The following is an 18,798-nucleotide window of genomic DNA, read 5'->3' on the forward strand; positions in this document are numbered from 1 at the left end:
ACCCCCGGAAGGAAAGAGCCCCGATGAGCCTTCTTGCGACCATTCTGATCCTGCTGATCGCAGCCCTGCATGCCTATATCCTGTGGTTTGAGATGTTCGCGTGGGAAACGCGGGGTCCAAAGATCTTCCGACAGTTTTCAGCGGACATGTTTCCCAAAACCAAAGTCATGGCGGCCAACCAGGGGCTTTATAACGGGTTTCTCGCGGCGGGCCTGCTATGGTCGCGCCTGATCAGCGATCCGATCTGGGCGCAGAATACCGCGCTGTTCTTTCTGGCCTGTGTGCTGATTGCCGGGGTCTATGGCGCGGCGACAGCCTCGAAACGCATTTTGTACGTACAGGCCCTGCCCGCCGCGATTGCGATACTGGTTGTTCTTCTGAGCTGATCAGGTTTGCAGGCCATAAAGCTGATCTGCGCGTTTTTCAAACGCGGCCACGATGCGATGCATCGCTTCGTTGAATACCAAACCAATCACGCCCTGCAAGATCGCGCTCTTAAATTCGAAATCGACAAAAAACTCGACCTCGCACCCGCTGTCATGCGGATGAAAAATCCAATGTGACTTCAGATATTTAAAGGGTCCATCCAGATATTCCGTGTCGATCCGCCGAGACGCCTCGTCCAGCATCACACGGCTGGCGAAACGTTCGCGAAACACTTTGAAACTGATCACAAGGTCGGCGTCCATCAACTGCCGCCCATCTGGCTGCGGCGTCACCCGCCGCACGCGGGCTGCGGAATTCCAAGGCAAAAACTCGGGGTATCGGCTTACATCCGCCACCAGATCATACATCTGTTCTGCCGAATATGGCAGGACCCGTTTTTCCCCATGTGTCGGCATGACGACGTTTTTCCTTCTCACTTGCCTGCACATGTCCTAGGAATACGACCGGAAATCAAGGGGGAAGACATGGCACAGCGTCCATATGTCATCGACACAATGATCACGGCCAAGCAGATCGCGGCCCGTGTTGAAGAGCTGTCACAGGAAATTCACGACGAGTTCAAAGGCACTGACAAGCTGGTGGTCGTCGGGCTGTTACGCGGATCGTTCGTGTTCATTGCCGATGTCGTGCGCGAGTTGGACCTGCCGGTCGAAGTCGATTTCCTTGAGGCTTCCTCTTACGGAGATTCCACTGAAAGCAGCCGGGAAGTTCGTATTCTCAAAGACTTACGTGGTGAAATTGGTGGGCGAGATGTGCTGGTTGTGGAAGATATTGTCGACACGGGCTTTACCCTGAAACACGTGGTTGGACTTTTGAAAGCCAAAAGTCCGCGCAAGTTGAAGACCATCGCCTTGCTCGACAAGCCGTCGCGTCGCGAGGTGGACATCCGCGCCGACTGGATCGGTTTCGAAATTCCGGACGAGTTTGTTGTGGGTTACGGCATTGATTTCGCACAGCGCGACCGCAACTTGCCCCATATTGGCAAAGTGCGTTTTTTGGACGAGGCATAAGCGATGGACCAAAGATGGCTCTTCCGCGCGGCAAAATGGGCGCGTAACCCGCCCTCAGCCAAACGGGTGAAACTGGTATTTGCGGTGGTCGCGATCTGCCTGGTGCTGGTGGCGATCGAAAAACTGTTCGGCATGCCGGAATGGATGCAGATCGAACGCCTACGCTTCAGACCTTAACCCTTTTCTGATCAAACCCTTGCAAGCTGTTCTTCACGTGCCGTCCTTAGCCGGGCGAAATCATCGCCAGCGTGATAGGACGACCGCGTCAACGGGGTTGATGACACCATCAGGAACCCTTTGCCGTAAGCTGCGGTTTCATAATCCTTGAACTCATCGGGGTGCACGAACCGTTCCACCGCATGGTGTTTCGGCGTGGGCTGCAAGTATTGGCCGATGGTCAGAAAGTCGATGTCGGCGGCACGCATGTCATCCATGACCTGCAAAACGCCCTGACGATCTTCGCCCAACCCGACCATGATGCCCGATTTGGTGAACATCGACGGGTCCATCTCTTTCACCCGCTGTAACAGACGCAGCGAATGGAAATACCGCGCACCCGGACGCACCTGAGGATACAGGCCGGGGACAGTTTCAAGGTTGTGATTGAACACGTCAGGACGCGCCTCAACCACCGTTTCAAGAACGCTTGCATCGCATTTCAGGAAATCCGGCGTCAGGATTTCAATGGTTGTATCGGGCGCTTGATGGCGAATGGCGCGAATGGTCTGGGCAAAATGATCCGCCCCACCGTCCTTCAGGTCGTCCCGGTCGACAGAGGTGATCACGACATGGTTCAGGCCCAGCTTTTTGACCGCATGGGCGACGCGACCCGGTTCGAACGCATCCAGATCGTCCGGACGACCTGTGGCAACGTTACAAAAGGTGCAGCCGCGCGTACAAATCTCGCCCATGATCATCATGGTGGCGTGGCCCTGGCTCCAGCATTCGCCGGCATTGGGGCACGCGGCCTCTTCGCACACGGTTGAAAGGTTGTGCTCGCGCATGATCCTGTGCGTTTCGGCATAGCCCTTCCCGCCGGGCGCTTTCACACGGATCCAGCTGGGTTTCTTCGGCTGGGCATTGTCCGGGCGATGCGCCTTTTCAGGATGGCGGCTTTCCGGGATTTTCAGATCACGCATGGCAATTCCTCCGCGCCAAAATCGGTTCACCGACATATAGCGACATCCAGAAAGCAAGTCACCTTGAAAGCCGAAAGGCTGTTATGAGCCTGACGCATAGGTTGACGTTAGGGTAGCGGCGTGATGCGCCGAATTGCTGCAACTGCAAAAACGCCGTTGAGGCCAAATTGGAATCGTTCTAACACGGTGGCCGATCTGGCCGCACGATTCCCCGTGCGACTGAAAACAAAGGATTTTTTTCATGCAAACAGGCGTGCGCATTCCCAAAATCACCTTCCACACCCGTGTCCGTGACGACAGCATCGAAGGCCCCAACCCGTTCCGTTGGCAGGACATGACATCCGACGATTATTTCAAAGGCAAGCGTGTGGTTTTGTTCTCGCTTCCGGGCGCGTTTACCCCGACCTGCTCGACCTATCAACTGCCCGGGTTTGAGAACGGTGCCGCCGAGTTCCGCGCAGAAGGCATCGACGAGATTTACTGCATGTCGGTCAATGACAGCTTCGTCATGAACGCATGGGCTCGCAACCAAGAGCTGGAAAACGTCAAAGTGATCCCCGATGGATCGGGCGCGTTCACCCGCCTGATGGGTATGCTGGTCGACAAAGACAACCTAGGCTTCGGTGCACGCAGCTGGCGTTATGCCGCTGTCATCAATGATGGCGTCGTTGAAGCGTGGTTCGAAGAGCCGGGCCGTGAAGACAACCACGGCGAAGACCCGTACGGCGAAAGCGCGCCCGAGACCGTTATGGCGTGGCTGAAAGAAGCGGCTGAAAAAGTCGCTTAAGACATTTCCACGCAACCAATAGAAAGGGCCGCTGGTTTTAGCGGCCTTTTTTTCTGATCATATCAACGCTGTCCGTAATTTATGCCTCACACGCCCCAGAGAAGGCGTCGCAAACTTCAGATCTCCCGTGCGATCTGGTCATAGCCGAATTCTACGGTCTCAATAACAAGCTCATTTTTCATGGCGTCGAATGCGCCAAGATTCCATTTGATTGGAAATGCTCTCTTGGCCAACCAGCGTGCAACGAGGGTGCCTTCTGCATCCAGAAGACTGATGGTCAAGTCCTTGGCCTCGATCTGCAGGGCGAGGTTTCCTTCGATACTGGACCGACACCAATTGACCATAGCGCCGTTTTTGCCAGTCTGCGCGCGCTTAAACTTCAGATTCGGTTTTATTGCTTGTTTTGGCAGATGGTGGACAAACCGGTTTTCACCGCCTCCAGGTTGCGATTCCGCCATTTGTCCGCTGTCCAATCCGGACACTTCTTGAAATGCCAATTCGGCAAACTTCGCATCCTCGCTCGCAAACGACACCAAGAAGCTAAATGCGGTGGGGTTGGGTAAGTCTGCCATGGGTATTGAGTTCCCTCGTCGTTCTCTGAGACCCAAAACCGACCTCACTAATGAGGACCCGGCCCGAAAACTGGGTTTGATTATGGGATGCCGCGACGAGGTTGCAAGTATCGTTGCTAACCCGCAGTCACCTTCAACCCGGTCAAAAACCGCGCCGCATTCTGCTGATAATGCACGGCAGATGCATAAAGCCCCTTGATCGTCGCTGCGTCCAGCTCCCGCACCACTTTGCCCGGCGCGCCCAGCACCATCGAGCCGTCGGGGATCACCTTGCCTTCCGTCACCAGCGCCCCCGCCCCGATCAGGCAGTTCTTCCCGATCTTGGCACCGTTTAAGACGGTCGCCCCCATACCTATCAGACTGCCATCGCCCACAGTACAGCCATGCAGCATGGCCTTGTGGCCAACTGTTACGTTTTCGCCAATCGTCAGCGGAAAGCCCAGATCAGTGTGAAGCACGCTGTTCTCCTGAACATTCGTACCCGCTCTTATATCGATCAGCTCGTTGTCACCGCGGATCGTACAGCCAAACCAGACCGACGCCTTCGCCCCAATCCGCACGCGTCCTATGACATTCGCATCTGGTGCAACAAACACATCATCGCCAATGTCAGGGCTTACCCCGTCCAACTCATAGATCATTCCCGGCCCTCTTCAAATTCAGCCTGCAACTTGCGGACATGGTTCAACAATCCCGGTTGCTGATTGCGCCGTTGACGGGTGGCCTCAACGATCGTGATCAGCCGGTTCGCTGTTTCCTCCAGATCATCATTGATCAGAACATAATCGTAGCTGCCCCAATGACTGATTTCGTCCCAGCTTTTCTGCATCCGTTTGGCAATCGTGTCGGCGTCGTCCTGTCCTCGGCCCTCAAGACGCGCACGCAATTCTTTGATGGACGGCGGCAGGATGAAGATCGACAGAGAATGCGACGCGAGCGAGGAATTACGGATCTGCACTTCGCCTTGCCAATCCACGTCAAACAGAACGTCCCGACCGGTTTCAATCGCCTTGCGCACGGGTTCCGACGGTGAGCCATAGAAATTGCCGAAAACATGGGCGTGCTCCAGCATCTCGCCCTGAATGACCATGTCCTTGAACTTGGACTCGTCGACAAAATGGTAATGTTGTCCGTCAACTTCGCCATCACGCGGGGCGCGGGTGGTGGCGGACACCGAGAAACTCAGCGTTGGATCCCAGTCCATGAGCCGCCGCGCCAGCGTCGACTTGCCGGCCCCCGAGGGCGATGACAGGATGATAAGAAGTCCGCGTCGCTGATTGTCCGGGGCGCTCATGTCATTACTCCACGTTCTGAACCTGTTCGCGCATCTGATCGATGACGTGCTTCAGGTCAAGCCCAATGGCAGTCAGTTCTTTGAATTGTGCCTTGGAACACAAGGTGTTGGCCTCGCGATTGAACTCTTGCATCAGGAAATCCAACTTACGACCTACGGGCTGGTCCGAGGTCAGATGTTGTTTCGCAGCCTCGATATGAGCCTTCAACCGGTCGATTTCTTCGCGCACATCGGTTTTCACGGCAATCATGGCAAGTTCTTGCGCAACCCGGTCCGGGTCCGCGCCGTCGGTGTTGTCCATCACCCGCGACAGGGCATTTTGCAGGCCGTTGATCTGAGCATCCTGCCGCGCGTCCGCCAAAGCATCAGCGGCCGTGACCAGCCGCGACAACTCGTCAATCTGTTGTGACAGAATCCCAGCCAACGCGGCACCTTCATGGGCGCGAGAGGATTGGAATTGATCGACCAAAGGCTGCACCTGATCCATCAGAGCCGCCAACAGTGGGGCCGTGTCCTCTTCCGACATCACACGTTGCTCCAACACGCCACGCATGCTTGCAATATCAGTGGGTTGCACCGCTGCGACCCGCAAACCACGGGCTTCAGCTTCTGCAGAAATCGCAGCCAATTGGCCAAGCGCCGTCGCCAGCCCGTCGGGGTTGATGGACATCAGTCCCACGTCTTCGCGCCGGGCGATTTTAAGGCTGACAGTAACATTGCCACGCGCCACCGATGCCTTCAGGGCTTTGCGAAGCGCGTCCTCTAACCCATCCAGCCAGTCCGGCACTCGAATCTTGATGTCTAATCCGCGCGCATTGACCGATCGCAGGTCCCAAGACCAGCTGTATCCGGCTTCTTCTGTCGATGCGCTGGCAAAGCCTGTCATGGAATGTGGCATGTAGAATTAACCATTTGCTAAGTTTTTATGCCAATTTCGTAAGGAATGTGACATATTAAGAAATCACTAAGGAATAACTTACTTATCGTTAACAAACGGTCACAATTTGAACAAGCTCGCTGGTTACATCCTAATTTATTAAAATCGTTTCAAAGTCTGGGACGCGAAAATGAAAATTGAGTATCTAAAAGATGGAAATGTTGTCGCTCTGGCCTCTGCCCGGCGCGACCGGAAATTTCCTGCCATCGCGCAGATTGAAGCCTATTGGCACGGGGTGCGGAACGGTCGATTGATGCCAACCCGCAGCGATGTTGATCCCCGCGGTATCGGCGAAAACCTGGCATTTGCTTTCATACTGGAACGTATCGCTCCGGGCCACGCGCGTATTCGACTGGCTGGCCAGCATGTCAGCGACATCCTATCGATGGAAGTGCGCGGTATGCCAATCAGTGCATTTTTTACACCGCAAGCCCGCAATGAAGTGCAGGAAGCACTGGAGAGCGCATTTGAAATGCCCGCAGAGGTCAGCCTGACCCTGCGCAGTGAGGCTGGTATGTTCCAAAAACATCTGGATGCACAGATGCTTTTGCTTCCGCTGAAAGATACTGAAGGCCGCGTGACACGGATGTTGGGCGCGCTTCAGGTCGACGGCAAATTGGCCCGCGGACCGCAACGGTTTGACGTAAGTCATCTTGAAGTTCGTCCGTTGACCGTCGACCAAACCGCAGCGCAGATCACCCGTGAAGCCGAACGTCGGCAGGAACGGGACATGAAGCGGCCGGGGTACTGGGATATGCGCGGTGCACCTGCCCGCGCGGCTGATGATGCCGATACGCGCGTGACCCGCGTTGATATCCGCCCCTCTTCCGCAACGCAAAACAGAAAGTCCGAAGGGCATATCATGAGCCCGTCTGGCCCAAGCGGCATTCCCGTGCCCGGCATGGCCGAATTGGCGGCAAGCTTTCATGGCACGCCAGAGCCAATGCGCGTCAACTCACCCAACCGACGCAGCGGTCACCTGAGGCTTGTGCCGCAGGATTGAAGTGTACTTGGCGGCAAACCTCACCACACAGGACAGATAACAAAAAACCCCGGCTTCATTGGCCGGGGTTTTCTGTTATCGACTAACGTCTGTGTGATCAGCTGGCTTTGGCTGCCGCTGCATCGTCGCTGCGCATCGAGGAAAGTTCCTCGGCCACCAAAAAGGCCAGTTCCAGCGATTGGCTGGCATTCAGGCGCGGATCGCAGGCTGTATGATAGCGATCAGACAGATCCTCGTCGGTGACAGCCCGCACACCGCCGGTGCATTCGGTCACATCGGCACCGGTCATCTCGAAATGCACACCACCGGGGATCGTGCCTTCCGATTTGTGAACGCCAAAGAACTCCTGAACTTCTTTCAGCACCGCGTCAAATGGACGTGTTTTATAGCCTGTGGCCGACTTGATCGTGTTGCCGTGCATCGGATCACAAGACCAAACAACATTCGCGCCTTCTTCTTTGACTGCCTGAATAAGACGCGGCAGATGTTCGGCAACTTTACCAGCGCCAAAGCGGGCAATCAGGGTCAGACGGCCCGCGTCATTGTTCGGGTTCAGTTTGTTCATCAGAACCTTCAGGTCTTCCGCAGTGGTCGTTGGACCACATTTGAGACCAATCGGGTTCACGACACCTCGACAGAATTCGACATGCGCACCGTCGGGCTGACGGGTACGGTCGCCAATCCAGAGCATATGGCCAGAACCGGCAACGGTTTTACCCGTGGTCGAATCAAGACGGGTCAAAGCCTCTTCGTATTCCAGCAGCAAACCTTCATGCGACGTGTAAAAATCCACCGTTTGCAGCGTGTGTGCCCGGTCACTGTCCACCCCAGCAGCGCGCATGAAGTCAAGCGTGTCCTGAATACGTTCAGCCATTTCGCGGTACTTCTCGGCCTCGTCGGATTCGGTGAACCCAAGGGTCCAGCTGTGCACCTTGTGTACATCGGCCAGACCACCTGTTGAAAATGCGCGCAACAGGTTCAGCGTCGCGGCCGCCTGTGTATAGGCCTGCAACATCTTTTGCGGGTCCGGGATGCGCGAGGCTTCGGTGAAATCAAGCTCATTGATGATGTCGCCGCGGTAGCTGGGCAGCTCTACCCCGCCTACGGTCTCTGTCGGCGCCGAGCGCGGTTTGGCAAATTGACCCGCCATGCGGCCAACTTTGATCACCGGCACTTTCGCACCGAAGGTCAGCACCATCGCCATCTGCAGCATCACTTTGAACGTGTCGCGAATACCGTCAGCCGAAAAATCCGAGAAACTTTCCGCGCAATCGCCACCCTGCAACAAAAAGGCCTCGCCGCGTGAGGCGCGCCCAAGCAGAGTCCTCAGGCGCATCGCTTCTCCGGCAAAGACCAGCGGGGGATACTTTGCAAGCTGTGCCTCGACCTCAGCCAGCTTGGCTGCATCGGTGTAGTCAGGCATCTGCACCCGAGGCTTTTTGCGCCAGGTCGACTTGTCCCAATCCGTCATGTCTTTGCTCCGTCAATCATAATGTCCCGCAGGTGCGGGTTTGGGGCCTTCCTTCTAGCGCGGTCAGCGCTAACGTGCAAATACAGTTATGTGACTGCTCTTTGGCGGGTTACAATCCAAAAGTGTCGGTCCTGAAACTATTGGTAAAACGGATAACCGTTTCGCCCTTGTCGCCGCCACACAAACCTGCTGTGGTCGCCGACAACCACAATGATACACCGCCCGGATGAGGTGACTCGGATGACAGAACAATCAAAAACGACTAACGCAGCGCCTCGCCGCTTCGTTTTTGTTCTGGTCGAAGGGTTTACGCTGCTCAGCTTCGCAGGAGCCGTTGACGCATTACGCATTGCCAACCGGGCGACGGGGCGCCGACTGTATGACTGGACCATAATGGGCGAAGGTGGCCAGACAGCTACCTCCTCTGCCGGACCATCCTTCAAGCTGGACGGCGACTTAGGCGAACTGCGGCGCGACGATACCGTTATTATCTGCTCAGGCGTCGACGTTCAGACCCATTGTTCACAGAAACTGTTGAACTGGCTCAGGCGCGAAGCGCGGCGCGGCGTGCAGGTGGCGGGGCTGTGCACGGCTGCACATGTCATTGCCAAAGCCGGGCTGTTAAATGACAAACGGGCCACCATCCACTGGGAAAATCATGACAGCTTTTCCGAGGCTTTTGACGAGGTGGAACTGACCAAGCGCATTTTCGTTATTGACGGTAACATCATGACGGCTGCGGGTGGAACATCGTCGATCGACCTGATGCTGAAACTCATCGCAGACGATCATGGCGAGGACGTCGCAAACATCGTCGCCGATCAGCAGATATACACTTCAATCAGAACCGACCGCGACACACAGCGCCTGTCTGTACCAACCCGAATTGGCGTGCGCCATCCAAAGCTTAGCGACGTGATCCAGAAGATGGAGGCCAATATCGAAGAACCGATTTCGCCGTCTATCCTTGCCTCTGATGTCGGGATGTCCACACGGCAGCTGGAACGGCTGTTCCGGCGCTATCTGAACAGGTCGCCCAAACGGTATTACATGGAACTGCGTCTGCAAAAAGCGCGCAACCTGCTGATGCAGACCGATATGAGCGTGATCAACGTGGCGCTGGCCTGCGGTTTTTCCAGCCCATCGCATTTTTCAAAATGCTATCGGTCGCATTATGATACCACGCCATATCGCGAGCGTGGCAGCCATGCAGGCAAATCCGAAGTATGATCACGACCGAGCGCTTGCGGTTGAGGCCAGCTGAACCCGGTGATTTGGCAGACCTACACGCAGTGTTCGCGCACCCAGCCGCAATGCGGTATTGGAGCCACGAAACGCACGAGACCATCGCCCAGACGCAAGCAACGCTTGACGGTATGATGGAGTCCTTTGACCAGACCGGTCTTGAGCTGGTGATCCAAAGGGACGGTACTGTCGTTGGCAAAGCCGGGCTGTGGCGGATGGCTGAGATCGGATATATTCTGCACCCCGACCACTGGGGGCAGGGCCTGGCGCGCGAAGCACTGCTTGAGATCATCGCTGCAGCCTGGCGCACCCATCCCGAACTGGCCCAGATCACGGCCGAGATTGATCCTCGCAATCAAGCCTCGATCAGATTGCTCACCCATCTGGGCTTTGCGCTAACCCATTCAGACAGCCGAACCCTACACGTCTATGGCGAATGGTGCGACAGCGACTTCTATGCCTTGCCCCGGCCTGCGCATTCTCGGTGATTTTCCGCGCGCTTTTTGGTGGTTAACGCAGCTTCTCGCTTTTCTTTTCCACAAGGCTTGCCTAGGCTCCGCTGCAGAAATTTCCAATTGGGAGAACAAAAAATGAAAAAACTTCTTATGGCAACTGCGGCCACAGCACTCGTAGGCAGCGCGGCTTATGCAGATAGCATCAAAATTGGCACTATTCTGGGCTATACCGGTCCGATTGAAAGCCTGACACCGCATATGGCGGGTGGTGCCGAGCTGGCGATGGAAGAGGTTTCGGCCTCGGGTTTGTTGCTGGGCGGCATGACCGTGGAAAGCATTCGTGCTGATTCGACCTGTGTAGACAGCGCGGCGGCCACGGCTGCAGCCGAGAAACTGATCACCGGCGACGGCGTCAAAGGCCTGATGGGTCCAGATTGCTCGGGCGTGACGGGTGCGGTTCTGGCCAATGTTGCGCTGCCCAACGGTATCGTCATGATCTCCCCCTCGGCGACCTCTCCGGGCCTGTCGACTGCCGAAGATAACGGCCTGTTCTTCCGCACCGCGCCGTCAGATGCCCGCCAGTCAGACATCATGGCGCAAATCCTGCGTGAAAACGGCACCGAGTCGGTTGCTGTGACCTATACCAACAACGACTATGGCAAAGGCATGGCCGACGCGTTCAAAGCGGCGTTTGAAGCTGCTGGCGGCACCGTGACCATCGTTGCAGCCCACGAAGACGGCAAAGCGGACTACACCGCAGAGGTTGGCGCACTGGCTTCCGCCGGCGGCGACGTGCTGGTTGTTGCGGGTTATGTTGACCAAGGCGGTGCCGGCATCGTGCGCGGCGCTCTGGATACCGGCGCGTTTGACACCTTCCACTTCCCTGACGGCATGATCGGTTCGAACCTCGAAGCCAACTTCGGCAGCGAGATTGACGGATCGTCCGGTCAGGTTCCCGGAACCGACAGCGAAGGCGCTGCAACTTTTGCCGAGATGGTTGGCGACAAGTTCGACGTAACTTCACCCTATACCGGTGAAAGCTATGACGCCGCTGCCCTTCTGATGCTGGCGATGCAGGCTGCTGGTTCGGCTGAACCAAGCGATTATGCCTCGAAAGTCGAGATGGTTGCCAATGCTCCCGGCGAGCAAATCTTCCCGGGTGAGCTGGCCAAAGGTCTGCAAATCCTCGCGGATGGTGGCGACATCGACTATGTCGGCGCGACAGCTGTGGAGTTCGTGAACGGTGGCGAAGCCGCTGGGTCTTACCGCCAGATCAAGATCGAAGACGGCAAGATGATGACGGTTCAATACCGCTGATCAACGCCTGACAAATTGAGGAGCAGCCCGGATTTTTCCGGGCTGTTTCCGTAAGTTATGCAGCCAACTTAAGGTTGCGGGAGGGGGCAAATATGATCGTCATTGAAGACGTTCACAAGCATTTCGGCGGCTTTCATGCTGTGGATGGCGCGACAATGCGGATCGAGGAACGCTCGATCACCGGATTGATCGGCCCCAACGGCGCGGGCAAGACGACCTTGTTCAACGTGATTGCTGGGGTGTTACAGCCGACATCAGGCCGTATCACGATGGCGGGCGAAGACATCACGGGCCTGCCTCCACATGAACTGTTTCACAAAGGTTTGCTTCGCACCTTTCAGATTGCCCATGAGTTTGGGTCGATGACCTGCCGCGAGAACCTGATGATGGTGCCCGGCGGTCAAACGGGCGAGAACCTGTGGGACACGTGGTTTGGGCGCAAACGCATCGCGGATCAAGAACGCGCCCTGCGCGCCAAGGCAGATGAAGTCCTTGAATTCCTGACGATTTCCCACATCGCGGACCTGCGGGCGGGCGAAATCTCGGGCGGTCAGAAAAAGCTTCTGGAGCTTGGTCGCACCATGATGGTTGACGCCAAGATTGTGTTTCTGGACGAGGTTGGCGCCGGTGTGAACCGCACGTTGCTTTATACAATCGCCGACGCCATCAAACGCCTGAACGAAGAGCGCGGCTATACATTTGTCGTGATCGAACACGATATGGATTTCATCGAACGGCTCTGCGATCCCGTGATTTGTATGGCGGAAGGCAAAGTGCTTGCCGAAGGCACGCTGGCCGAGATCAAAGCCAACGAACAGGTGATCGAGGCTTATCTGGGCACCGGCCTGAAAAACAAAGAGATGGTGGGCGCATGAGCCAGAACCCCTATCAGGACGTGCGCGGCAACAAGGATGCCTCGATCGTCAATCCAAAAGGTCAGGGTACATTAATCCCGGCCACCGGCACCGCCCACCAGATGCACACCGGCGATGCGTTTCTGATCGGCGATAGCATGACAGGTGGGTATGGCAAGAGCGGCCCCGACATCCTGCATGACTGTACGATCGCGGTCGGCAAAGGCGAGATCGCAGTGATCGTCGGCCCAAATGGCGCGGGCAAATCGACGGGTATGAAAGCCATGTTCGGAATGCTGAACCTGCGACAGGGCTCGGTCCGGCTGGATGGTGAGGACATCACCGACCTCAGCCCACAAGCGCGGGTCCGCAAGGGTATGGGGTTCGTGCCGCAAAACCAAAACATCTTCACCTCGATGACGGTGCGCGAAAACCTTGAGATGGGCGCGTTTATCCGTGAAGACGATATTTCGGAAACGATGGCGCAAGTCTTTGAATTATTTCCGATCTTGCATGACAAACGCAACCAGGCGGCGGGCGAATTGTCCGGCGGACAGCGGCAACAGGTGGCCGTCGGCCGCGCGCTTATGACCAAACCCAAAGTGTTGATGCTGGACGAACCGACCGCGGGCGTCAGCCCCATCGTGATGGACGAGCTTTTTGACCGGATCATCGAGGTCGCACGCACCGGTATTTCGATCCTGATGGTCGAACAAAATGCCCGCCAAGCGCTTGAAATCGCAGACAAAGGCTATGTGCTGGTGCAGGGGGCCAACGCGCATACCGGCACAGGCAAAGAGCTTCTGGCAGACCCCGAAGTGCGCAAATCGTTTTTGGGGGGCTGAGCATGTATCGTTTCGCAATATCCGCCGCTTTCGCCAGCCTGATCGCCCTGCCCGTCTTCGCACAGGATTGCACGTTTACCACCGAATGTTTTGAGGCCGAGCCGTGCCAAGACACAAGCTTTTCGTTAAGCGCGCAGCTTGGCGAGGCGAAACTGGTCACTGATTTTGGCGACCTTACCGTCGTCGGCGTAAAGTCCGAAGCGCCGCTGACCACAGTATTTGCCACCGGCGAAGGCGCTGAATACCTGCTGTCGCGTACCGCAAACGCCGCGCGCTTCACAGCCCATTCCAACGACGGACCCACGTCGATCACCTATATCGGCACCTGTGAGGGAGAGTTCTGATGGATTTTCTGAACGCCATCGTGGCACTTTCCAATTTCGTCCTGATCCCGGCAATGGCTTATGGCAGCCAATTGGCGCTGGGCGCGCTGGGCGTCACCTTGATTTATGGCATCCTTAGGTTCTCAAACTTCGCACATGGCGACAGCATGGCCTTTGGGGCGATGGTCACGATCCTCATCACATGGTGGTTTCAGTCCATGGGCATATCGATCCAACCCCTGCCCACCGCACTCTTGGCCCTGCCTTTCGGGATTGGCGTGACCGCGTTGATGCTGCTTGCCACCGACCGGTTGGTCTACCGGTTCTATCGCCAGGTCAAAGCCAAACCGATCATTTTTGTCATGGCCTCAATGGGTGTGATGTTCATCATGAACGGCATTGTACGCTTCATTATCGGCCCCGATGATCAACGCTTCGACGATGGCGCACGTTTCATTATCAACGCCCGAGACTTCAAAGAATGGTCAGGTCTGGACGAAGGCCTTGCGTTCAAAACCAGCCAGGGGCTGACCATTGTGACCGCGGTCATCGTTGTGGCCGTCTTGTTCTGGTTCCTCAACAAAACCCGCACCGGAAAATCCATGCGCGCCTTTTCCGACAACGAGGATTTGGCCCTTCTGTCCGGGATCAATCCCGAACGGGTCGTCATGATCACATGGATCATCGTCGCAGGTCTGATCACCATCGCGGGTGTTTTGTATGGGTTGGACAAAAGCTTCAAACCTTTCACCTATTTCCAGCTTCTTCTGCCGATCTTCGCTTCGGCCATTGTTGGTGGATTGGGCAACCCACTTGGTGCAATTGCAGGCGGCTTCGTCATCGCCTTTTCAGAAGTGACCGTCACTTATGCGTGGAAAAAGGTCGCGACCTATGTGCTGCCGGAAAGTCTGGAGCCGTCCGGCCTCGTCCAGCTTTTGTCCACTGACTATAAATTTGCGGTTAGCTTCGTCATTCTGATCGTCGTTTTGCTGTTCAAACCCACGGGTCTTTTCAAGGGGCAATCGGTATGAGCCAGTCCATTCGCACGCCGCTGCTATTCGCGCTGGTCGCGCTTCTGTTCATCCTGCAAGGGTCAACCGATTGGTGGATTTTCGCAGGCAGCTGGAACGCATCGCTGACCATCCTGAACATGGCGCTGATCTCAGCCATCATGGCCCTGGGGGTTAACCTGCAATGGGGCTACGCGGGTCTGTTCAACGTCGGCATCATGGGCTTCGTGGCGCTGGGCGGTCTGGCAACCGTGCTTGTGGCAATGCCCCACACCCCCGGCACATGGAGTGCGGGCGGCCTGAACATCCTTGCCGGGCTTATCCTTGGCGCCGGTACCATCATGCTGGTCGTGTGGCAGAACAAGCGAATGGCCCCGGGCCTTGCGCGCAGTCTGACCATGCTGGCGACCCTGATTTTGGGATTTGTCATCTTTCGCTGGGTCTTTGACGCGGGCGTCATCGGCGTCGAGGCGGTGAACCCGGCGCAAACAGGTTATCTGGGGGGCCTGAACCCCGGTGGGCCAGACAATTACCGCGCCCATGGCTATATGACGTTGTTAGCCTGGCCGGTTGGCGGGCTGCTGGCCGCTGGGGCTGCGTGGATCGTCGGAAAAACGGCGCTTGGCCTTCGGTCTGATTATCTGGCCATTGCCACGCTTGGCATCGCCGAGATCATTCTGGCAGTTCTCAAGAACGAGGATTGGATGGCGCGCGGCGTGAAAAACGTAATCGGCCTGCCCCGCCCGGTGCCATATGAAATCGACCTGCAGCAAAGCGCCGATTTCGTGGCCAAAGCAGATGCCTGGGGTGTGGATACTACCACCGCGTCGACCATCGCTGTGAAGCTGTCCTATTCGGCCCTGTTCACCGTGGTGCTGATCGTGCTGATCATTTTGGCGCAGCTGTCGCTCAATTCGCCTTGGGGCCGCATGATGCGGGCCATTCGCGACAACGAGGTCGCCGCGCAGGCGATGGGCAAGGATGTCACCCGCCGACACCTGCAAATCTTTGTGCTCGGTTCGGCGCTTTGCGGTCTGGCGGGGGCGATGATGACGACGCTCGATGGGCAGCTGACGCCGGGCACCTACCAACCGCTGCGGTATACGTTCCTGATCTGGGTGATGGTGATCGTTGGCGGGTCCGGCAACAATCTGGGCTCGGTACTGGGCGCGTTCCTGATCTGGTTCTTATGGATTCAGGTCGAGCCGATTGGCTATTGGTTCATGTCGCTGGTCACTTCTGGAATGGCGGACGGGTCCGCGCTGAAAACGCACCTGCTGGATTCAGCGGCACACATGCGCCTGTTCTCGATGGGGGTCATCCTGCTTTTGGTCCTGCGCTTTAGCCCAAGGGGCCTCATTCCCGAGAAATAAGGCCAGCCATGCACCCTGCCCCAACCCTTGCTGTGCTTATCATGGCCGCAGGTCGATCACTGCGGATGGGGCAGGACAAGCTCTTGCTGTGTGATCAAAACGGCCAGACTTTGCTAGAAGATCGGATAATAGCCGCAACACACAACGGATACCGGGTTTTCGTGGCTTTGCCACCCGACACGCCGGATAGGTTGCGTATCGTTCAGAATGGACATGCCACACCATTGATCTGCCCGAACGCAGCTCAGGGTCTGGGCCACAGCTTGTCTCAGGCCGTGGCACAACTGCCACCTGGTCTTGATAGTGTCTTGATCATGCTGGCAGATATGCCAGCCCTTTCTGCCAACGATCTGGAACAAGTCTGCGCCGCATTCGATCCCGGGCGCATTGTGCGCGGGGCAACACCGGACCGGGTGCCCGGCCACCCGGTGCTTATCCCAGCGCAATATCTTGATCGGTTAACACGGCTCATCGGCGATAGCGGCGCACAAAACGCCTTAAAAGACTTGCCACTAAAATTGGTGCCCTTGCCGGAAAAGAACGCAATTTGGGATGTGGATACACCCGACGACTGGCAGGCATGGTCGAAAGATCATTAGGCGTCAGCGACGTTCAGACCGCTGATCCTAGCCAAAAAGCACCGCAGCTTCGCGTTCGTCCAAAATCGGGCGGGTCTGAATATAGGATGCGAGCCCTTGACGGCTGGAAAGCTTGGGCAGAAGCGTCATGATTTCCTGCGCAGTATCCGGTTCTACGGCCCTGATCTGGTCCATATCAGGCCACAGGCTTTCAACCCAATCATCACCAGTCTGAACAAGTTCATAGGTATCGAACAGCAAATGAACAAAAGTCGGGTTCACGCTGGGATCCGGTACAAAAAAGCCCGCCTTTACCAGATGTTTTGCAGGACACAGCACTTCGTCCACCCCGAAAAGGAGTGCGATTTTAGGATCCGAAACCAAGACCAAATGCTCGCCTGTCAGCAGCGTGGTGCTTTCGTTTCCATCAGCTGTGTAACGACGCATCGGCAATCCGATGTCGTCTTGAGGGCGCGAAGTTCCAACCCAGCGAAGTGTGGAAAAACCACCGCTAAGAACTTTTACTTGGTCCCCAATCTGCAAGTCGCGGGCCGCAACCGATCCGCGAAGCGTTTCGATACGTGTATTGGCTGACACCCCAGAAGACGTGATGCCATTGCGGGAATGCCGTCCGCGCATTGGATCATGCTGTGGTGAAGTTGTCGAACACCCCGTCCAATGGATCGGAATGGATTCCTGTACTCGGATGTCACGCAAGCTCAACTGAAAAACCCCTAAAAACTAACCGAAACACTCACCCCGGTAATCGTTTTCTAATACAAGTTTGTGCCCAAATTATGAAGGAAAGGTTTGAAAATACGTGCATTTTCTATTTTTCCGAGAATTTGGGCGGGTGTCTGCCATATTGCTGTCGCTTTTTTCCTGGTTTGGAAGACCGATTGGGCATTTGTGGAAGGCGTTACGCATCACTTCGCTTTCGTGATTCTCAGCTCCCCCTTCGCGCCCACAAAACGGAGGTCGCTGGCTCTACAGATCGTTTAGCGCCATCAGCAGGTCATCCAGCAACTCTGTTGTCGGCTCACACCCGACAGACAGGCGCACAAACCCATCCGCAACGTCATCCCCCCACCGCGCACGGCGTTCGGCAGAGCTGTGAACACCGCCGAAGGATGTGGCAGGTCTGAGCAAGCGGCAGGACGAGATAAACCGCTCTGCCGAGTCCTTGTCTGCAAGGGTCAGGCCAAGCAGGAACCCGAAGGCGGACATCTGCTGTTTGGCCAGATTATGTGACGGGTCGCCCGGCAGGCCGGGATACCGGATGGCACTGATGGTCGGATGATCGGCCAACGCCTGCGCCAGCGCCTCTGCGGTCTGGCACATCCTCTCAAACCGCACCTCCAAGGTTTCGAGGCCGCGATGCAGAAGCCATGCCGCATGGGGCGCGGGGATCGCCCCTGACACTTTGCGCCACTCTAAAACTGCCTCACGGATCGCGGGGTCACGCGTTGCCACATGGCCCATCAAAACATCTGAATGCCCACCCGGCGCTTTGGTGTCCGAGGCAACAACGACATCTGCCTCAAGGTCCAGCGGTCGTTGGCCGAACGGTGTCATCGTGGTGTTGTCCACAATCGTCCGCCCGCCCTGCCCGCGCACGGCCTGCGCGATTGCTGAGATATCACACAGATCAAGGCCGGGGTTGGATGGGCTTTCCATGAACACCACGTCAATTTCACCAAACCCACCATCCGCAAAGGCGCGGGTCGGTCTTTCGATGATATTTATGCCAAGCTGCGACAGGAACCGGGCCGACAAAAGTCGGGTGACGTAATAGCCGTCGGATGGGATCAGCAGCGTCTGTCCGGCCTTCAACGTTGCAAACAAGGCCGCCGAGATCGCGGCCATGCCTGAGGGAAAAGCAACACAAGGCGCATCCTCAAGCACCGACAAGCTGTGCTCCAGCGCTTCCCAAGTCGGGTTGTCGACCCGCCCGTATGCCGCCGCACCGTCAGGGTCGCCTGGCAAGTGAAACATTGAACTTGAAACAAGCGGCAAGGCCACCGGATCGCCCTTCGACAGGGCCTGCCCGCGCAGGTGCAACAGATCAGCCGCAATTCTTTGAGCGTGTTTGTCCATACCGTCCAGCCCCCGCGCCACATCGCGCAAAGATGCGCCAT

The 18,798-nt window shown here is 56.6% G+C and carries 23 protein-coding genes; 14 read left to right on the top strand and 9 right to left on the bottom strand.

The features are described 5' to 3' along the window. Positions 1-23 precede the first annotated feature (23 nt). Positions 24-386 carry a DUF1304 domain-containing protein gene (locus tag K3556_RS08405; protein WP_260516357.1) on the top strand — a complete coding sequence of 121 codons (363 nt, stop codon included), beginning with the start codon at positions 24-26 and terminating at the stop codon, positions 384-386. Here the strand turns inward: K3556_RS08405 and K3556_RS08410 are convergent, their stop codons facing one another. Further along, positions 387-842: a type II toxin-antitoxin system RatA family toxin gene (locus K3556_RS08410; protein WP_260516358.1), complete on the bottom strand. Its 456-nt coding sequence runs from the start codon at positions 840-842 to the stop codon at positions 387-389. It abuts the gene before it with no gap. 69 nt (positions 843-911) lie between these two features. On the opposite strand from K3556_RS08410, the gene hpt reads away from it, so the two are divergent. Both hpt and K3556_RS08420 read left to right on the top strand, forming a co-directional pair. Continuing rightward, entirely contained in the window at positions 912-1,457 is a 546-nt protein-coding gene (gene hpt, locus K3556_RS08415; protein WP_260516359.1) for a hypoxanthine phosphoribosyltransferase, read from the top strand. A gap of 3 nt (positions 1,458-1,460) precedes the next feature. Then, positions 1,461-1,634 (top strand): hypothetical protein, encoded by a 174-nt coding sequence (locus K3556_RS08420; RefSeq protein WP_260516360.1) that lies wholly within the window; start codon positions 1,461-1,463, stop codon positions 1,632-1,634. Between the two features lie 11 nt (positions 1,635-1,645). Here K3556_RS08420 and lipA read toward each other — a convergent pair whose 3' ends face one another. Further along, positions 1,646-2,596 carry a lipoyl synthase gene (lipA, locus tag K3556_RS08425; RefSeq protein ID WP_260516361.1) on the bottom strand — a complete coding sequence of 317 codons (951 nt, stop codon included), beginning with the start codon at positions 2,594-2,596 and terminating at the stop codon, positions 1,646-1,648. A gap of 241 nt (positions 2,597-2,837) precedes the next feature. Between lipA and K3556_RS08430 the strand changes: the two genes are divergently transcribed. Continuing rightward, positions 2,838-3,383: a peroxiredoxin gene (locus tag K3556_RS08430; RefSeq protein ID WP_260516362.1), complete on the top strand. Its 546-nt coding sequence runs from the start codon at positions 2,838-2,840 to the stop codon at positions 3,381-3,383. A 116-nt stretch (positions 3,384-3,499) separates the two neighbouring features. Here the strand turns inward: K3556_RS08430 and K3556_RS08435 are convergent, their stop codons facing one another. From K3556_RS08435 to K3556_RS08450, 4 genes are all read right to left on the bottom strand, one after another. Next, positions 3,500-3,955, bottom strand: coding sequence for a phage tail protein (locus K3556_RS08435; RefSeq protein ID WP_260516363.1), 456 nt, complete (start codon positions 3,953-3,955; stop codon positions 3,500-3,502). A gap of 116 nt (positions 3,956-4,071) precedes the next feature. After that, entirely contained in the window at positions 4,072-4,596 is a 525-nt protein-coding gene (locus K3556_RS08440; RefSeq protein WP_260516364.1) for a gamma carbonic anhydrase family protein, read from the bottom strand. Further along, complete coding sequence (gene gmk / locus K3556_RS08445) at positions 4,593-5,249, bottom strand: guanylate kinase (protein ID WP_260516365.1); 657 nt, start codon at positions 5,247-5,249, stop codon at positions 4,593-4,595. The genes K3556_RS08440 and gmk overlap by 4 nt, the downstream gene beginning before the upstream one ends. A 4-nt stretch (positions 5,250-5,253) precedes the next feature. Next, positions 5,254-6,147, bottom strand: a complete 894-nt coding sequence (locus K3556_RS08450) for a YicC/YloC family endoribonuclease (protein ID WP_260516366.1) — start codon at positions 6,145-6,147, stop codon at positions 5,254-5,256. A gap of 169 nt (positions 6,148-6,316) precedes the next feature. Between K3556_RS08450 and K3556_RS08455 the strand changes: the two genes are divergently transcribed. Beyond that, positions 6,317-7,189 (top strand): PAS domain-containing protein, encoded by an 873-nt coding sequence (locus tag K3556_RS08455; protein ID WP_260516367.1) that lies wholly within the window; start codon positions 6,317-6,319, stop codon positions 7,187-7,189. A gap of 97 nt (positions 7,190-7,286) precedes the next feature. On the opposite strand, the gene K3556_RS08460 is transcribed toward K3556_RS08455, so the two are convergent. Beyond that, entirely contained in the window at positions 7,287-8,660 is a 1,374-nt protein-coding gene (locus K3556_RS08460; RefSeq protein WP_260516368.1) for a class II 3-deoxy-7-phosphoheptulonate synthase, read from the bottom strand. A gap of 240 nt (positions 8,661-8,900) precedes the next feature. Between K3556_RS08460 and K3556_RS08465 the strand changes: the two genes are divergently transcribed. The 9 genes from K3556_RS08465 to K3556_RS08505 all read left to right on the top strand — a co-directional run bounded on the left by K3556_RS08465 (position 8,901) and on the right by K3556_RS08505 (position 16,681). Then, the gene (locus K3556_RS08465) at positions 8,901-9,890 is read left to right on the top strand and encodes a GlxA family transcriptional regulator (protein ID WP_260516369.1); all 990 of its coding nucleotides are present in this window, start codon (positions 8,901-8,903) and stop codon (positions 9,888-9,890) included. After that, positions 9,887-10,393: a GNAT family N-acetyltransferase gene (locus K3556_RS08470; RefSeq protein WP_260516370.1), complete on the top strand. Its 507-nt coding sequence runs from the start codon at positions 9,887-9,889 to the stop codon at positions 10,391-10,393. Before K3556_RS08465 ends, K3556_RS08470 begins: the two co-directional genes overlap by 4 nt. Positions 10,394-10,495: 102 nt before the next feature. Further along, entirely contained in the window at positions 10,496-11,677 is a 1,182-nt protein-coding gene (locus K3556_RS08475) for an ABC transporter substrate-binding protein (protein ID WP_260516371.1), read from the top strand. Positions 11,678-11,769: 92 nt separating this feature from the next. Beyond that, a complete protein-coding gene (locus K3556_RS08480; RefSeq protein WP_260516372.1) occupies positions 11,770-12,552 on the top strand; it encodes an ABC transporter ATP-binding protein in 783 nt (260 codons plus the stop codon). Further along, on the top strand, positions 12,549-13,376 hold the full coding sequence (locus K3556_RS08485) for an ABC transporter ATP-binding protein (protein ID WP_260516373.1): 828 nt from the start codon (positions 12,549-12,551) through the stop codon (positions 13,374-13,376). The genes K3556_RS08480 and K3556_RS08485 overlap by 4 nt, the downstream gene beginning before the upstream one ends. 2 nt (positions 13,377-13,378) lie before the next feature. Further along, positions 13,379-13,720, top strand: coding sequence for a hypothetical protein (locus K3556_RS08490; protein ID WP_260516374.1), 342 nt, complete (start codon positions 13,379-13,381; stop codon positions 13,718-13,720). Next, positions 13,720-14,730 (top strand): branched-chain amino acid ABC transporter permease, encoded by a 1,011-nt coding sequence (locus K3556_RS08495; protein ID WP_260516375.1) that lies wholly within the window; start codon positions 13,720-13,722, stop codon positions 14,728-14,730. The genes K3556_RS08490 and K3556_RS08495 overlap by 1 nt, the downstream gene beginning before the upstream one ends. After that, positions 14,727-16,082 carry a branched-chain amino acid ABC transporter permease gene (locus tag K3556_RS08500; RefSeq protein ID WP_260516376.1) on the top strand — a complete coding sequence of 452 codons (1,356 nt, stop codon included), beginning with the start codon at positions 14,727-14,729 and terminating at the stop codon, positions 16,080-16,082. The genes K3556_RS08495 and K3556_RS08500 overlap by 4 nt, the downstream gene beginning before the upstream one ends. Before the next feature lie 8 nt (positions 16,083-16,090). Next, positions 16,091-16,681 (top strand): NTP transferase domain-containing protein, encoded by a 591-nt coding sequence (locus tag K3556_RS08505; protein WP_260516377.1) that lies wholly within the window; start codon positions 16,091-16,093, stop codon positions 16,679-16,681. A gap of 27 nt (positions 16,682-16,708) precedes the next feature. On the opposite strand, the gene K3556_RS08510 is transcribed toward K3556_RS08505, so the two are convergent. Then, the gene (locus tag K3556_RS08510) at positions 16,709-17,383 is read right to left on the bottom strand and encodes a Hint domain-containing protein (RefSeq protein ID WP_260516378.1); all 675 of its coding nucleotides are present in this window, start codon (positions 17,381-17,383) and stop codon (positions 16,709-16,711) included. Between the two features lie 264 nt (positions 17,384-17,647). Further along, positions 17,648-18,757, bottom strand: a complete 1,110-nt coding sequence (locus K3556_RS08515; RefSeq protein ID WP_260516379.1) for a cystathionine gamma-lyase — start codon at positions 18,755-18,757, stop codon at positions 17,648-17,650. Between the last annotated feature and the right edge of the window lie 41 nt (positions 18,758-18,798).

Origin of the sequence: Aliiroseovarius sp. M344 (assembly GCF_025140835.1) — a bacterium.
Classification (GTDB): Bacteria; Pseudomonadota; Alphaproteobacteria; order Rhodobacterales; family Rhodobacteraceae; genus Aliiroseovarius.

Excerpts from the sequence above, each read along its gene's own strand:
- K3556_RS08405 (WP_260516357.1), top strand. The coding sequence starts at position 24 with ATGAGCCTTCTTGCGACCATTCTGATCCTGCTGATCGCAGCCCTGCAT.
- K3556_RS08410 (WP_260516358.1), bottom strand. The coding sequence starts at position 842 with ATGCCGACACATGGGGAAAAACGGGTCCTGCCATATTCGGCAGAACAG.
- hpt (WP_260516359.1), top strand. The coding sequence starts at position 912 with ATGGCACAGCGTCCATATGTCATCGACACAATGATCACGGCCAAGCAG.
- K3556_RS08420 (WP_260516360.1), top strand. The coding sequence starts at position 1,461 with ATGGACCAAAGATGGCTCTTCCGCGCGGCAAAATGGGCGCGTAACCCG.
- lipA (WP_260516361.1), bottom strand. The coding sequence starts at position 2,596 with ATGCGTGATCTGAAAATCCCGGAAAGCCGCCATCCTGAAAAGGCGCAT.
- K3556_RS08430 (WP_260516362.1), top strand. The coding sequence starts at position 2,838 with ATGCAAACAGGCGTGCGCATTCCCAAAATCACCTTCCACACCCGTGTC.
- K3556_RS08435 (WP_260516363.1), bottom strand. The coding sequence starts at position 3,955 with ATGGCAGACTTACCCAACCCCACCGCATTTAGCTTCTTGGTGTCGTTT.
- K3556_RS08440 (WP_260516364.1), bottom strand. The coding sequence starts at position 4,596 with ATGATCTATGAGTTGGACGGGGTAAGCCCTGACATTGGCGATGATGTG.
- gmk (WP_260516365.1), bottom strand. The coding sequence starts at position 5,249 with ATGAGCGCCCCGGACAATCAGCGACGCGGACTTCTTATCATCCTGTCA.
- K3556_RS08450 (WP_260516366.1), bottom strand. The coding sequence starts at position 6,147 with ATGCCACATTCCATGACAGGCTTTGCCAGCGCATCGACAGAAGAAGCC.
- K3556_RS08455 (WP_260516367.1), top strand. The coding sequence starts at position 6,317 with ATGAAAATTGAGTATCTAAAAGATGGAAATGTTGTCGCTCTGGCCTCT.
- K3556_RS08460 (WP_260516368.1), bottom strand. The coding sequence starts at position 8,660 with ATGACGGATTGGGACAAGTCGACCTGGCGCAAAAAGCCTCGGGTGCAG.
- K3556_RS08465 (WP_260516369.1), top strand. The coding sequence starts at position 8,901 with ATGACAGAACAATCAAAAACGACTAACGCAGCGCCTCGCCGCTTCGTT.
- K3556_RS08470 (WP_260516370.1), top strand. The coding sequence starts at position 9,887 with ATGATCACGACCGAGCGCTTGCGGTTGAGGCCAGCTGAACCCGGTGAT.
- K3556_RS08475 (WP_260516371.1), top strand. The coding sequence starts at position 10,496 with ATGAAAAAACTTCTTATGGCAACTGCGGCCACAGCACTCGTAGGCAGC.
- K3556_RS08480 (WP_260516372.1), top strand. The coding sequence starts at position 11,770 with ATGATCGTCATTGAAGACGTTCACAAGCATTTCGGCGGCTTTCATGCT.
- K3556_RS08485 (WP_260516373.1), top strand. The coding sequence starts at position 12,549 with ATGAGCCAGAACCCCTATCAGGACGTGCGCGGCAACAAGGATGCCTCG.
- K3556_RS08490 (WP_260516374.1), top strand. The coding sequence starts at position 13,379 with ATGTATCGTTTCGCAATATCCGCCGCTTTCGCCAGCCTGATCGCCCTG.
- K3556_RS08495 (WP_260516375.1), top strand. The coding sequence starts at position 13,720 with ATGGATTTTCTGAACGCCATCGTGGCACTTTCCAATTTCGTCCTGATC.
- K3556_RS08500 (WP_260516376.1), top strand. The coding sequence starts at position 14,727 with ATGAGCCAGTCCATTCGCACGCCGCTGCTATTCGCGCTGGTCGCGCTT.
- K3556_RS08505 (WP_260516377.1), top strand. The coding sequence starts at position 16,091 with ATGCACCCTGCCCCAACCCTTGCTGTGCTTATCATGGCCGCAGGTCGA.
- K3556_RS08515 (WP_260516379.1), bottom strand. The coding sequence starts at position 18,757 with ATGGACAAACACGCTCAAAGAATTGCGGCTGATCTGTTGCACCTGCGC.